General features: G+C 73.7%; 9 protein-coding genes. 2 read left to right on the top strand and 7 right to left on the bottom strand.

Annotated elements, in window-relative coordinates:
- Positions 1–49: 49 nt before the first annotated feature.
- Positions 50–2,332 carry a SpoIIE family protein phosphatase gene (locus AC6CH9_RS00750; protein WP_498153187.1) on the top strand — a complete coding sequence of 761 codons (2,283 nt, stop codon included), beginning with the start codon at positions 50–52 and terminating at the stop codon, positions 2,330–2,332.
- 22 nt (positions 2,333–2,354) lie between these two features.
- Here AC6CH9_RS00750 and AC6CH9_RS00745 read toward each other — a convergent pair whose 3' ends face one another.
- From AC6CH9_RS00745 to AC6CH9_RS00715, 7 genes are all read right to left on the bottom strand, one after another.
- Positions 2,355–2,828 carry an ATP-binding protein gene (locus AC6CH9_RS00745; RefSeq protein ID WP_498153186.1) on the bottom strand — a complete coding sequence of 158 codons (474 nt, stop codon included), beginning with the start codon at positions 2,826–2,828 and terminating at the stop codon, positions 2,355–2,357.
- Entirely contained in the window at positions 2,825–3,160 is a 336-nt protein-coding gene (locus AC6CH9_RS00740) for an STAS domain-containing protein (protein ID WP_498153185.1), read from the bottom strand. Before AC6CH9_RS00740 ends, AC6CH9_RS00745 begins: the two co-directional genes overlap by 4 nt.
- Positions 3,161–3,372: 212 nt before the next feature.
- On the bottom strand, positions 3,373–6,972 hold the full coding sequence (locus AC6CH9_RS00735) for an Ig-like domain-containing protein (RefSeq protein ID WP_498153184.1): 3,600 nt from the start codon (positions 6,970–6,972) through the stop codon (positions 3,373–3,375).
- Positions 6,973–7,122: 150 nt separating this feature from the next.
- Positions 7,123–9,300: a beta-galactosidase gene (locus tag AC6CH9_RS00730; RefSeq protein WP_498153183.1), complete on the bottom strand. Its 2,178-nt coding sequence runs from the start codon at positions 9,298–9,300 to the stop codon at positions 7,123–7,125.
- A 137-nt stretch (positions 9,301–9,437) separates the two neighbouring features.
- The gene (locus tag AC6CH9_RS00725) at positions 9,438–10,778 is read right to left on the bottom strand and encodes an ABC transporter substrate-binding protein (protein WP_064315142.1); all 1,341 of its coding nucleotides are present in this window, start codon (positions 10,776–10,778) and stop codon (positions 9,438–9,440) included.
- An 87-nt stretch (positions 10,779–10,865) separates the two neighbouring features.
- The gene (locus AC6CH9_RS00720; RefSeq protein WP_498153182.1) at positions 10,866–11,822 is read right to left on the bottom strand and encodes a carbohydrate ABC transporter permease; all 957 of its coding nucleotides are present in this window, start codon (positions 11,820–11,822) and stop codon (positions 10,866–10,868) included.
- A 2-nt stretch (positions 11,823–11,824) separates the two neighbouring features.
- Positions 11,825–12,763, bottom strand: a complete 939-nt coding sequence (locus AC6CH9_RS00715; protein ID WP_253054990.1) for a carbohydrate ABC transporter permease — start codon at positions 12,761–12,763, stop codon at positions 11,825–11,827.
- A 175-nt stretch (positions 12,764–12,938) separates the two neighbouring features.
- Here AC6CH9_RS00715 and AC6CH9_RS00710 point away from each other — a divergent pair, with 175 nt between their 5' ends.
- Positions 12,939–14,006 carry a LacI family DNA-binding transcriptional regulator gene (locus AC6CH9_RS00710; protein ID WP_498153181.1) on the top strand — a complete coding sequence of 356 codons (1,068 nt, stop codon included), beginning with the start codon at positions 12,939–12,941 and terminating at the stop codon, positions 14,004–14,006.
- Positions 14,007–14,231: the final 225 nt, after the last annotated feature.

Genomic DNA, 14,231 nt, shown 5'->3' with positions numbered 1-14,231 from the left:
CGCGCCGCGGCACCGTGCCTGCGCGCGGCGACCCGGACGGAGGGACCACGTGGCCAGGACGGTCGACGAGCCGGAGCTGCTGGCGCCCGGCGAGGCGGTGGACCTCGACAACTGCGCGCGCGAGCCCATCCACGTGCCCGGCATGATCCAGCCGCGCGGCGTGCTGCTCGTCGTCCGCGAGTCGGACGGCGTGCTGCTCCAGGCGTCGGCCAACGTCGAGGGGCACCTGGGGGCCTCCGCCGAGGAGCTCGTGGGCCGCCCGCTCGCCGACGCGCTGGGCGCGGACCCGGCGCGCCGGGTGCTCGACCACGCCGCGAACGTCGGCGACCTCGCGACGCGCAACCCCGTGAGCCTGGACCTCGACCGCTGGGACGGGGCGCCCGTCGCCGTGGACGCCGTGCTCCACCGTCCCCCGCTGCCCGCCGACGGGCCGGAGACGGAGCCGGTGCTCGTCGTCGAGCTCGAGACCGCGGCGGGGGCGCGCCCCCTGACGTTCCCCAACACGTATCTCGCCGTGCGGCACGCGCTGCGCGACCTCGAGCGTGCCGCGACCCTCGACGAGCTCTACGACGACGCGGCCCGGCACGTGCGCGCGCTCACCGGGTTCGACCGCGTGATGATCTACCGCTTCGACGACGCCTACAACGGCGAGGTCGTCGCGGAGGCGCGCCGCGAGGACCTCAACGCGTTCCTCGGGCTGCACTACCCGGCGTCGGACATCCCGCCGCAGGCCCGGGCGCTGTACGAGAAGAACTGGATCCGGCTCATCGCGGACGTGGACTACGCGCCGCAGCCGATCGTGCCGACGCTGCTGCCGACCACGGGCGCGCCGCTCGACCTCACGTACTCCACGCTGCGCAGCGTGTCGCCGATCCACCTCGAGTACCTGCGCAACATGGGCGTGCGCGCGTCGATGTCGATCTCGCTGCTGCGCGAGGGCCGGCTGTGGGGGCTCATCGCGTGCCACCACTACGCAGGTCCGCACGAGCCGCCGTACGAGGTGCGCACGGCGGCGGAGTTCCTCGGGTCGGCGCTCTCGGTGCGGCTCGTCGCGCAGGCGGAGGACGAGCGCGAGGCGGAGGTGCGCCGCGCGGAGGGCGTCCTGGCCCACCTCGCCGCCGACAGCCGCGACGAGAGCGTCCCGATCGGCACCGCGCTCACGCGCTCCGGGTGGCTCCGCCGCCTCGTCCGGGCCGACGGCGCGGTCGTCGTCGCGGAGGGCGGCCTCATCAAGGTCGGCAACGTGCCGGACGAGGACGGGTGCCGCGCGCTCGTGGCCTGGGTGCTGGGCCACGGCGAGGACCTGGTCGCGACCGAGGCGCTGGGCCGCGACGCGCCCGAGGTGGCGGCGCTCGCGCCCGACGTCGCCGGTGTGATGGGCATCGTGCTCCCCGAGGGCCAGGTCGTCATGTGGGTGCGCGACGAGGTGCTGCGGCACGTCGACTGGGGCGGCGACCCGTACAACAAGGCGATCGCGCAGCGCGAGGGCGAGACGGTCCGGCTGAGCCCGCGCAAGTCCTTCGAGCGCTGGCGCGAGGTCGTGCGCGGCCACAGCGCGTCGTGGACGTCGGACCAGACCGACGTCGCGACGTCGCTGCGCGGCCACCTCGTGGAGGCGCTGTACCTGCGCGGGCGCAAGGCCGTGCGGGCGACGGAGGAGCTCCAGCGCAGCCTCCTGCCGGCGCTCCTGCCCGACGTCCCGGGCTGGTGCCTCGAGTCCCGTTACGAGTCGGCCGGCACCGGCCTGGTCGGCGGCGACTGGTACGACGCCCTCGTGCTCCCGTCGGGCCGGCTCGCGCTCGTGGTCGGCGACGTCACCGGGCACGGGCTCCAGGCGGCCGCGACGATGGGCCAGCTCGGCACGACGCTGCGCGCGGCGCTCGTGAGCACGGGATCGGCGGTCGAGGCGGTGGCGCGGCTGGGCGAGGTCGCCCGCTGGACGCTGCCGGGCGAGGTCGCGACGCTCGCGGTGGCGCTCCTGGACCCGGAGAGCGGCGTGGTCGAGCACGTGTCGGTGGGCCACCCGCCGCTGCTCGTCGTCGGGCCGGACGGCACGACGACGTGGGCCGAGCGCGCGAGCGCACCCCCGCTGGGGATCGTGGACCGCGTCCCGACCCCGCACCTGCTCCAGGTGCCGCACGGGGGAGCGCTCGTGCTCTACAGCGACGGGCTCGTCGAGCGGCGCGGCGAGTCGATCCGGGACGGGCTGAGGCGCCTCGCCGGGGTCTTCAGGGCGGGACCGGACGTGGACGTCGACGGCATCGTCACCGCGGCGCGCGACCCGCGGTCCGCGGACGACGCGACGCTGCTCCTGGCGCGTCGGGGCGTCTGAGGCGGCGCCGCCGGGTCCGCGGTCAGCCGACGGGGAGGAGCGCGCTGCGGGCCGAGGCCCCGGCACGGAAGACCGGGACGTCGAAGCGCGCCCACACGTGCTTCTCGCCCGTGCCGGTCCGGCACCAGCCGACGGCCGTCGACGCCCGCTGCGCGAGCACGAGGCCGAACCCTCCGGCACCCGGCGAGCGCCGGCCGGCGACCACCGGCGCGTCCGGCGAGTGGTCGACGACGTCGACGACGAGCTCGCGCCCGTCGCTGAGCAGCCGGACGCGCGTGGGGGGCAGGCCGTGGCGCAGGGCGTTGGTGGCGAGCTCGCTCGCGACGAGGACGACGCGCTCGGGCGTCGCCTCGAGCGCGCGGTCCTGCGGGAGCGGGCCGCCGGTGAGCAGGCGGTGCAGGCCCTCGCGCAGCGTGGCGAGGTCGCCCAGGCCGCGCAGCGCCCAGGAGCCGATCTCGACGAAGCCGACGGGGACCGCGGCGTGCTCGACGCTCACGCGTCGCCGTCCTCGTCGGTCGGGTCGTCCGCGAGCTCGAAGAGGTCGACGACCCCGCTGAGCTCCAGCAGGTCGCGGACGCGGCGCGGGACGCGCTCCAGGACGGGGGCGCCCGAGCCCGCGGTCGCGGCGTGGTAGAGCAGCCGCAGGCCGCCCGAGTCCATGAAGGTCACCTCGCCGAGGTCGACGTGGATGCGCTCGTTCGCGGACTGCGCCAGCCGCAGCAGCTCGTCCTCGCGCCGCGCCTGGACCGCGGCGTCGATCTCGCCCCGCATCGTCCAGCGCGTGCCGCCGCTCGTCGTCAGGACGTCGCCGCTCGTCGTCGGGGTCACCGTGGTGCGCTCCTCCTCGTCCCGGCACGGTGCCGGGCACCCGGGACACGGTACGCGGACCTGCCGACTCTCGCTCTGCGATCCGTCGCGTGGCGCGGGTCTCTTCCGGCCGGACCCGGACCCGGGCCCGGGTACCGGTCCCGCCGGACGGCGACGGGCCCGGCCGACGTCGCGGACGACGTCGGCCGGGCCCGTCGCGGGGGCCGGACGGCTCAGCAGGTGCGCGCGTCGAACACGACCTCGACGGGCTCGAACCCGTCGACGGTCACGACGGCCGTCCCGCCCGGGACGGACGCCGCACGCGACGCGAACGACTGGTACCCGCTCGCGCCCGGGGCGACGCTCGTGAACGTCCGCGAGCCGTACGGCGTCGCGAGCGTCACGTCGAACGGCGCGTCGCCGGCGTTCGTGGCGCGGACCGCGACGTAGGCCTTGCCGGCCAGGCACCGCGTCTCGGCGACGGCCGTCACCGGCGCCGCGCCGGCGTCGGCCGTCCAGCGCAGCTCGTACGCCCGCTCCGTCCCGTCCTCGGCGGTGACGCGCACCGTCGTCGTCCCCGGCACGGCGCCGGCCGCCTCGACCGCGACGGTCGCGTACGGGTCGTGCGCGACCGCCTCGACGGCGGGCACCGTGCCTGCGACGGGCACGTCGTACGCCGTCACCGCGGGGTCGAACCCGGCGAGCGGCTCGCCGTCCACGGTGAGGCCCGACGCCGTGGCGTCGGTCCCCGTGCCCGGCACCTTGGCGAGGACCTCGATCTCGGAGACGACCATGTGGGTGTTCGCCCGCGCCGTGAGGACGACGCGCACGGACGACGTCCGCACGTCCGCGGGGATCTCGACCGCGGGCGCCGGGCCGTCGGGCGACGCGTCCACCGGGACGGGCGCGCCGACGTCGGTCCACGTGCCGCCCACGAGAGCCTGCAGACGGACGGACTGCGCCCAGCTCGCGCTGGACCCGTCCTTCCAGAACCGCGTCACGACGCCGGTGACGTCCCGGTCGGCCGGGAGCGTGACGGTGAGCGTGTCGGACGACCGCTTGGTGCCGGACACCCAGTTCGACCAGGCCTTGTCCGTCAGGTTGCCGTTGACGACGCCCGCGACGGAGTAGCCCGGCTCGGTGAACGTCGCGCTCGCGGTCGTGCCCGCGGCGAGCGCGCCGTTGGCGGACGCGGCCTCGGTCACCTGGACGCGGACCGTGGCCGGGAGCGTGGCGCCCGCCCCGGCGTCGGCCGTGCCCGTGAGCTCGACGACCCCGACGGCGTCGTACGCGCCCGCCGGGGCGTCGTCCCAGACCACCGGGCGCTGGACCTCCGCGCCGCCCGCGGCGACCGCCGTGACGGACGCGGGCAGGGCCGGGTTGCCGCCCGCGTACGCCTTGGCGCGTGCGGGGAGCGTGGACGTGAGCTCGTCGACCACGACGGTCGCCGTCGCGGCGACCTCGCCGCCGGTCGGCGTGGCCACGGTGCCCGTCACCTCGACGGTCCCGGGCTCGGCCCACGCGTCGTCGTCCGGCACGTCCCACGCCACGGGGAGCGCGCCGCGCGCCCCGTCGCGGTAGACGGGCGTGACGGTCGCGGGGAGCTCGGGCGCGGCGCCCGGCGTCGTGAACGCCTGGACGGGCTCGGTGCCGAGGACCGTCTCGTCGACCACGCGCCAGCGCTGGTTCACGCCGGAGTTCGCGAGGTACGTGCCCACGGGCGAGCCGTCCGCCGTCGCCTGGCCGCCGACCTCGAGGAGGGTCTTCGAGGAGGCGTTGACGAGCGTGAAGGTGCCGTCGCCGGTCGTCGAGAGGATCCACTGCGCGGCGAGCGGGGTGTCCGCGACGTCGGCGGGCGCGTCCTGGAGGACGGCGGACGTGTCGGCCGCGACGGCGAGCTGGCGTCCCGTGGCCGCGTTCGTCACGACGTAGCGCGTGCGGTGCGTGCCGGAGCCCTCGGGGGCGCCGAGGGCCGTGAGCTCCCACGCCTGCTCCGCGACCGGCGCGTCGGTGCGGATCACGACGCCCGTGCCCGTCGCCGACGGCGCGAGCGAGCGGTCCGCCTGCACGCCGTCGAGGCGGTAGGCGTGACCGTCCTGGACGAGCGCGGCGTCGTCCGCGACGCCGGAGACGCCGTCGACGACGAACGTCGTCACGGACTCGGCCGGCACGACGAGGGTCGCGCTGGGGCCGTCCGCACCCGTCGTGACGGCCACCGGCTCGCCCTCGACGAGGTAGCCGGCCGTGCTCGTGACCACGGGGGTGACGGTCGCATCGGACCCGACCGCACCGAACTTCGACAGGTCGAGCGTCACGGCGCGCTCGGCCTTCGTGGCATTGACGTGCACGACCGTCGCGGACGTGCCGTCGGCCGACACCGCGGCCGTGCTGCTCGCGTCGTCGGAGCGGATCAGCGAGTCGCCCGGCTCGATGTAGTGCGTGAAGTTCTGGGTCGCCCAGTACTTCGTGTTCGTGTAGATGGGGCACGTCTCGAGCGTGTCCTCGGCGGTGCAGTCGAACGGGATCTGGATCTCGCCCCAGTTCATGCCGTTCGCGCTCTCGCCGCCGGGCGCCATGTTGGCGTAGTCCTCGACCGGCTGCCAGAACACCCACGCGCTCGGCTCGAGCTCGCGCAGGTCGTCGACGATGTGCTGCGCGCTGCCGAGGCCGGACTCCATGGTCTCGAAGTCCTGGCCCGTCGAGCTCCAGTTGCCGCCGACCTCGCTCATCCAGAGCGGCTTGTCCTCGCCCTTGGCGATGTCGCGGACCGTCGTGCGCTGGCCCGTGCCGTACGTGTGGACGTTGAGCTGCGACACCTGGTCACGGACCGCCTGCGGGTAGGCGTTCCAGTTGGTCGCGAACGTGCCGGGGTTGGTCTCGTCCATCGCCGAGATCACGGCGTCGGTCGAGGAGCCCTCGAGCGCCGCGGCGAGCGCCGGGACGACCTTCGCCTGGAGCGCCGGGCCCATGTGGGCGCCCTCCTGACGGCCCCCGGTCGGGTTGCCGTCGCTGCCGAGCTGGGTGCCCCAGTAGTTGGTGTTGGGCTCGTTGAACGGGTCGATCGTGTCGACCTCGATGCCGTGCGCGTCCTCGAGGCGCTCGGTCACGCCGACCAGGTAGGCCGCGAAGTCGTCGATGCTCTCCGTCTTGAGCTGGTCCGCGGTCGAGCTGAACCCGCCCGAGACGTACCCGCTCACGGTCATGAACCAGGGCGGCGAGTTGCTGAACGTCTCCCAGTGCGTGACGTCGTCCTTGATGCGGTCGACCCACCAGCGCTGCGTCGCATCCGCGTCCTCGTCCCAGTGGTCCGGGTTCTCGGGGTCCCACCAGTCGACGTCGGTCCGCGTCGTGCCCTCGGGAGCCTTCCACCACCCGTCGACGGCGCCGCCGGCGCGCAGATAGTCCGGCACGTCGGGCGCGTTCCCGCCACCCACGTTGTAGCGCGCGATGTTGAGGTTGAGGCCCTCGTCGCCGAACACCATGTCCGCGAGCTTCTCGCGGATCTCGTCCGGGTAGCCGCCCGTGGCGTTGGCGAACCACACGAGGCTCGTGCCCCAGCCCTCGAACGGCGCGCCCGCGTACGACGGGTCGGGCGTCACGGTGACGCCCGCGACGTCGGCCGCGGCCGCCGTCGTCCCGGTCGCGGGGACCGCGCCCGAGGGCGCGGCCTGCGCGGGCAGGGCCGCGAGCGCGCAGCCCGCGACGAGCGCCCCGGCGCCGAGGCCCGCGACGACGCGGGCCCCCGTCCGGCGGGCGGCCGGGCCGCCCGGGCCGGTGCGGCGGGGACCGGGTGGTCCACCCCGCGTGGTCGTGTCGGTCTCGGTCGGGCTCATCCCTGAGCCACCTCCTTCGCGTCGCTGCGAACCGGCGGGGTGCACCGGGTGCGGGTCGTTCCCGCGGGGTCTGTCTGCCGAGGTAGAGCCCTGGTCCGCCGAGGTAGAGGCCTGGTCATGACCACGCCTCTACCTCGGGCTACCGGGGCTCTACCTCGCGGTGGCGGAGCTCTTCCGCTGCGGGGTCGGCTCGGCCGGGCGGCGGACGACGGCGACGCCGCGCGGCTCGAGCAGGAGCGCGCCGTCCGCCGTGCCCGACGGCGCGAGGCGGCGGCCCGCGAGGACGTCGCCTGCGACGTCGGGCACCTCGACCGGGCGCGCCGTGCGGTTGACGAGGAACCAGAAGTCGTCGGTCCCGTCCGTGCGCACCGCGAGCTCGACGTCGCCGCGCGCCGCGGCGGGCAGCTCGCTGCGCACTCCCGCGTCGTCGAGCAGGCGCGCGAGCACGGGGACCAGGCCGAGGCGCCCGAACCGCGTGGAGACGTAGGCGGCGGAGCCCTGGCGGGCGCCGGTGCCGTCCCCGCTGCGGACCGTCCGGCGCGTCACCGCCGCGCGCCCGGCCTGCTCGCCGGTCTTGTACCAGCCCAGCACCTCGACGTCGGGGTCGACGACGTCGACCGGTTCGGTCCACAGCGTGCCCTCGAGCTGTTCCCCCGCGAGCTCGACCGTCGCGCTCTCACCGTCCAGCAGCGGCGCGAACTCCTCGACGCGGATGCCGAGCAGGTCGCGCAGCGCGCCCGGGTACCCGCCGAGCCACGCGTGGTCGTCCTGGTCGACGACGCCCGAGAAGTAGGTCGTCACGAGGTGGCCGCCGCCCTCGACGAACGCCGTGAGGCGGTCGCGCAGGTCCGCGGGGACGACGTGCAGGACGGGCGCCACGACGACGTCGTACCCCGCGAGGTCCGTCGCCGTCGGCACGACGTCGGCGCGCACCCCGAGCGCGAGGAACGCCGAGTACCAGTCGAGCGCCTCCTGCCGGTAGCGCAGCCGGTCCGTGGGGTGGGAGTCGAGCTCGCTCGTCCACCACGAGTCCCAGTCGAAGACGATCGCGGCGCGCGCGGGCTTCTGCTCGCTGCCCGCGACGGGCGCGAGGTCGCGCAGCGTCGCGCCGAGCGCGACGACGTCGCGGAAGAGCCGCGAGTGCTCGCCCGCGTGCGGGAGCATGCCCGAGTGGTACTTCTCGGCGCCCGCCGCGGACTGGCGCCACTGGAAGTAGCAGACCGCGTCGGCGCCGTGCGCGACGTGCGTGAGCGAGTCGCGGGCGAGCTCGCCCGGCTTCTTCGCGACGTTGACGGGCTGCCAGTTCACCGCGCTCGTCGAGTGCTCCATGAGGAACCACGGCTTGTGCCGCGCGATGCCGCCCGTGAGGTTCGCGGAGAACGACAGCTCGTCCAGGGCCTGCGGTCCGGGGAGCACGTAGTGGTCGTTGGAGACGAAGTCGAGCTCGTCCGCCCAGGCGGCGTAGTCCATGCCCTTCGTCTCGCCCATGACCATGAAGTTCGTCGTCACGGGGACGTCCGGCGTGATGCGGCGCAGGATCTCCGCCTCGGCGCGCAGGTACTGCCGCAGCGCGTCGGACGAGAAGCGCTTGAAGTCGAGCTGCTGCGTCGGGTTCGGGTGCGACGCGGCCAGCCGCGGCGGCAGGATCTGCTCCCACGCGCTGTACCGCTGCGACCAGAACGCCGTGCCCCACGCGTCGTTCAGCGCGTCGAGGGTCGTGTAGCGCTCGCGCAGCCACGCGCGGAACGCCGCGGCGGCGTCGTCGGAGAAGTCGTCGACGTTGTGGCAGCCCAGCTCGTTGGAGACGTGCCAGGCGACGAGCGCCGGGTGGTCGCCGTACCGCTCGGCCATGCGCTCCACGAGGTGCAGCGCGTGCGACCGGAAGATCGGCGACGTCGGGCGCCACTGCTGGCGCGCGCCGGGCCACAGCGTCTCGCCCGTGCGCGTCTGCGGCAGGATCTCCGGGTGCTTCGTCGTGAGCCACGGCGGCGGCGAGGCCGTCGCCGTCGCGAGGTCGACCGTGATGCCGTTCGCGTGGAGCAGGTCCATGATCTCGTCGAGCCACGCGAAGTCCCACGTGTGCTCCGTCGGCTGGATCCGCGCCCACGAGAAGATCGCGAGCGAGACCACCGTGACGCCCGCCTCGCGCATGAGGCGCACGTCCTCGTCCCAGACCTCGCGCGGCCACTGGTCCGGGTTGTAGTCCGCGCCGTAGGACAGGCCCGACGGCGCGTACGCGTCGGTCGCACCGCTGGGCGCGGCCGTCGCGCCCGGCGGCGTGTGCGGCCCGGGACGGCGCAGCCAGCGGAACGGGGTGGGGGTGGACATGCAGGCTCCTCAGGTGCTCGCAGAGCGGTGGACGGCGCGGTGCGCCGCCGGTGGTGGCCGCGTGGTCGTGCCCGGAGGCACGACCACGCGACCGTGGGGGCAGCCGGGCACCCCGGCAGGTGCCCGGCGGGATCGGGTCACTCGTTGACGGTGAAGCCCTGCTCCGTGCCGTACTTCGCGGACGCGTCCTGCCATGCCTTGAGGCCGTCGGCGAGGGTCGTGCTCGACACGTACGCCTGGCCGACGGTGTCGTTGAAGATCGAGTTCGCGTAGACCTGGAACGGCAGGTACGACCAGCCCTCGACGACGTCGGAGGCCGACTGCGCGAGGACCTCGTTGATCTTCTGGCCGCCGAAGTACTCGGACTCGTAGCCCTGGAACTCGTCCGACTCGAGCTCGGCCGTCGTGGCCGGGAACGCGCCGCCGTCGACGCGCGCCTGGACGCCGTCGCCGGCGTTCGCGTACTCGAGGAAGCCGTAGGCGAGCGCCTGCTGCGAGCTCGCGGCGGTCACGGACAGCGCGGAGCCGCCGTTCTCGGAGCTGGCCGACGCGCCCTCCTCCCACTGCGGGAGCGGGGCGACGCGCCACTTGCCGGCACCGTCGGGCACGCCGGACTCGAGGTTCGCGGGCATCCACGCGCCGATCGCGAGCGTCGCGATCGTGCCGTTGCCGAGGCCCTGGTACCACTCGTCGCTCCACGAGCTGACCGGCGCGAGCAGGTCCTCGTCGATGAGCGTCTGCCAGGTCTGCGCGAACTGCGTGCTGCCCTCGTCCGCGAGGTCGATGGTCACGTCCGTGCCGTCGACCTGGAACGGCTGGCCGCCCGCCTGCCAGATGAGCGACGTCGTGAAGCCCGCGTCACCGGTGTCGTTGGTGATGTAGACGTTCGGGTCCGCGGCGTGCAGCGCGCGGGCCGCCTCGACGAAGCCGTCCCACGTCGTCGGCACCTCGATGCCGTGCTGCGTGAAGACCTCCTCGTTGTAGAAGAGGGCCATCGGGCCGGAGTCCATGGGCAGGCCGAAGATGCCCTCGCCCTGCTGGACGGCGCTCCACGGTCCGGGCGTGAACGTTCCGTCGAGCTCGTCCGCGCCGAGCGAGGAGAGGTCGGCCAGCGCGTCGGAGAGCGCGAACTGGGGGAGCGCGTAGTACTCGACCTGCGCGACGTCGGGCACGCCCTTGCCGGCCGCGATCGCGTTCTGCAGCGCCGTGTACTGGTCGTTGCCGGTGCCGGCGTTGACGAGCTCGACGTCGACGTTCGGGTACTTCGCCTCGAAGTCGGTGACGACCTGCTCGAGCGTGGGCTCCCAGGCCCACACCGTGAGGCTGCCGCCCTCCTCGAGGGCCGCCGCGACGTCGTCGGCCGAGCCGGCGTCCCCGCCGGAGTCGTTGCCGCCGCCGGAGCTGCAGGCGGCCAGGGCGAGCGCGACGACGCCGGTGGCGGCGACGGCGCGCAGGGCGCGGGTGGTGCGGATGGACATGAGGGTTCCTCTCACTTCGTCGTCAGACGGATCGGGCGGGGTGGGTGTCTGGGGTGGTGCGGGGAGTGGAGACGACGCGGGTGCGCGTCACTCCTTGACGGACCCGGCCGCGAGGCCGGACTGCCAGTAGCGCTGGAGGAGGAGGAAGGCGGCGACGAGCGGGAGGATCGTCAGCAGCGAGCCGGTGATCACGAGGTCGAAGATCGCCTCGCCGCCGGCGGTCGCGGCTTGCGCGTTCCACGCGTTGAGGCCGAGCGTCAGCGGGTACCAGTCGGGGTCCTTGAGCATGATCAGCGGCAGGAAGTAGTTGTTCCAGGTCGCGACCATGGTGAAGAGCAGGACCGTGACGATCCCGGGCGCGAGCAGCGGCAGCGAGACCTGGAAGAACGTGCGGCCCTCGCTCGAGCCGTCCACGCGCGCCGCCTCGAGCAGCTCCGTCGGGATCGACTCCGCCGCGAACACCCACATGAGGTAGAGGCCGAACGGCGAGATGAGCGACGGGATGATGACGGCCCACGGGGTGTTGGTGAGGCCCATCTGGCTGAACATGAGGAAGGTCGGGACGGCGAGCGCGGTGCCCGGGACGGCGACCGCGCCGATGACGGTCGCGAAGACGCCGCGCTTGCCCGGGAAGTCGAACTTCGCGAGCGCGTACCCGCCGAGCACGGCGAGGAAGGTCGCGCCACCCGCCCCGAGCACGACGTACAGCAGCGTGTTGGCGAACCAGCGCCCGAAGATGCCGCCGTCGTAGGTGAGCGTGCGCGCGATGTTGTCGAACAGCGCGAAGTCGCCGCTGAACCACAGGCCGAACGAGCTGAAGAGGCTCGACTGCGTCTTGGACGCGTTGACGACGAGCCAGAACAGCGGCACGAGCGCGTAGAGCAGGACGATCCCGGTGAGGACGGTCATGAGGACGCTGCGGCGCGGGCGGGCGACGCTGTGCGGGGCGCGCGAGCGCAGGCGCACGGGCTTGCGCGTCGTGGCGCTCGTCGTCGTGCGGGACGCGGCGGGGACCGCCGGGGTCGAGGGGGTCGTGGCGGTCATCGTCAGGCCTCCTTGCGCATGCCGCGCAGCTGGACGACGTAGGCCACGATCATCGTGAGGACGCCCATGATGATGGCGACGGTCGCCGAGTAGTTGTACTGCTGGCCGGAGAAGGACAGCGAGTACGCGTACAGGTTCGGGGTGAAGTACGTCGTGATGGCGTTCGGCGCGAGGCTCTGGAGGATGCTCGGCTCGTTGAAGAGCTGGAACGAGCCGATGATCGAGAAGATCGTGGCGATGACCAGCGAGCCGCGGATCGCGGGGATCTTGATGGCCCGCACGACCTGCCACTGGGACGCGCCGTCGAGCTCGGCCGCCTCGTAGAGCGAGGTGGGCACGACGCGCAGCGCCGAGTAGAAGATGAGCATGTTGTAGCCCACGAACTCCCAGGTCACGATGTTGCCGATCGACAGCAGCACCCAGTCGGGGGAGAGCGGGTTGGGGATCGCCGTGCCGAGCGCGTCGTTGATGTTGGCGACGAGGCCGAACCGCGTCCCGTACATGAACCCCCACATGAGCGTCGCGACGACGGCCGGGACGGCGTAGGGCAGGAAGATCGAGATCCGGAAGAAGTTGCGGCCGTACAGGCGCCCCGAGTCGATCGCGAGGGCGACGAGCAGGGCGATGCCGAGCATGATCGGCACCTGGACCACGAGGAACAGGCCGACGCGCGACACGCCCGACCAGAACTGCGGGTCGGAGAACGCGCGGGCGTAGTTGTCGAACCCGACGAACTGGGTGCCGCCGACCATCTGGGTGCGGAACAGGCTGAGGTAGATCGAGTACGCGATCGGCGCGAGGAAGACGAGCGCGAAGACCGCCATGAACGGCCCCACGAAGCCCCATCCGGTCCACGAGCGCCGTCGGCGCCGCGCCGGGAGGGACGAAGGAGCGCCGACCGGTGGCCGGTGCCCTGCCACGGGTGGGGACGTCGTCGTCATGCTGGGGGTCCTCGTCATCGGGGGACGGCGACGTCGGTCGTCGCCGGTGTTTGCGTAAACATGAGCATGGCACGAGGTTCGGTGTTTACGCAAACATCGCCTACTCTGGTCCGTGACCGGCCACGACGTCGGTCCGGCCCAGGTACTGTGCCGACACCACGAGGACGAGGACGCCATGACCGACGGGCTCGACGACGAGACCCCCGCCCTGACGCGCACCGGGGGGGCTGCCGTCCGCACGGCACGGCGCGTCTCGATGGCCGACGTCGCGCGCGTCGCCGGGGTCTCCGCGCAGACCGTCTCCCGCGTCTCCAACGGCCATCCGGGCGTCGTCGAGGCGACGCGCTCGCGCGTCCTCGAGGCCATGACCGAGCTCGGCTACCGCCCCAACAGCGCCGCCCGCGCGCTCAAGAGCGGGTCCTTCCGCACCATCGGCGTGATCCTCTTCTCGCTCGCGACCACGGGCAACGTCCGCACGCTCGAGGCCATCGCGACGTCCGCCGCCGCCGAGGGCTACGCCATCACCGTCATCCCCGTGGCCGCACCCACGCAGGACGGCGTGCACGGCGCGTTCACGCGCCTCGGGGAGCTCGCCGTCGACGCGATCATCCTGCTCATGGAGGTCCACCTCCTCGACGTCGCGCGGGTCAGCCTCCCGCCCGGCGTCCAGGTCGTCGTCGCGGACTCCGACGCCGGCGAGAGCTACGCCGTCGTAGACACCGACCAGGCCGACGGCACGCGCCAGGCCGTGCAGCACCTGCTCGACCTCGGCCACGAGACCGTGCACCACCTCGCCGGTCCCGCGCTCTCGTTCGCGGCCGAGCGTCGCACCTCCGCCTGGCGCGCCACGCTCGAGGAGGCCGGTCGCGACGTGCCGCCGATCGAGCGGGGCGACTGGTCGCCGTCGTCCGGCTACGAGGCCGGGCTGCGCCTCGCCCAGCGCGACGACCTGACCGCCGTGTTCGTCGCCAACGACCAGATGGCGCTCGGCCTGGTGCGTGCGCTCCACGACGCGGGCCGGCGCGTGCCTGACGACGTGAGCGTCGTCGGGTTCGACGACCTGCCCGAGTCGAGCGAGTTCCTGCCCCCGCTCACGACGGTCCACCAGGACTTCGCCGAGGTCGGGCGCCGCCTCGTCGAGCAGGTGCTCCGGCAGGTCCGCGAGGGCGTCTACGAGACCGGCACCCGCCTGGTCCCGACCCGCCTCGTCGAGCGCGCCAGCACCGCCCCGCCCCCGAGATAACGGCGGGCGCGCGAGGTAGAGCCGTGGTCTGCCGAGGTAGAGCCGTGGTTCGTCGAGGTAGAGCCGTGGTCGCCGTGCGCGACGGCGTGTGGTCGCCTCTGCATGGTCGGGGTGGGTGGTGGTGCCGCGTCGACCATCCGCGCCGCTCGTTCCTCGCGTCGCTCGCGCGTTCTCGGTCGGGATCGTCCTGCGTTCGCCAGCTCACTTCTGGATGATCCCTCGTGC

The organism is Cellulosimicrobium sp. GQ32, assembly GCF_059758455.1.
Note: the sequence above shows the minus strand (reverse complement) of the source record. Positions and strands in the feature narration are given on the sequence as shown.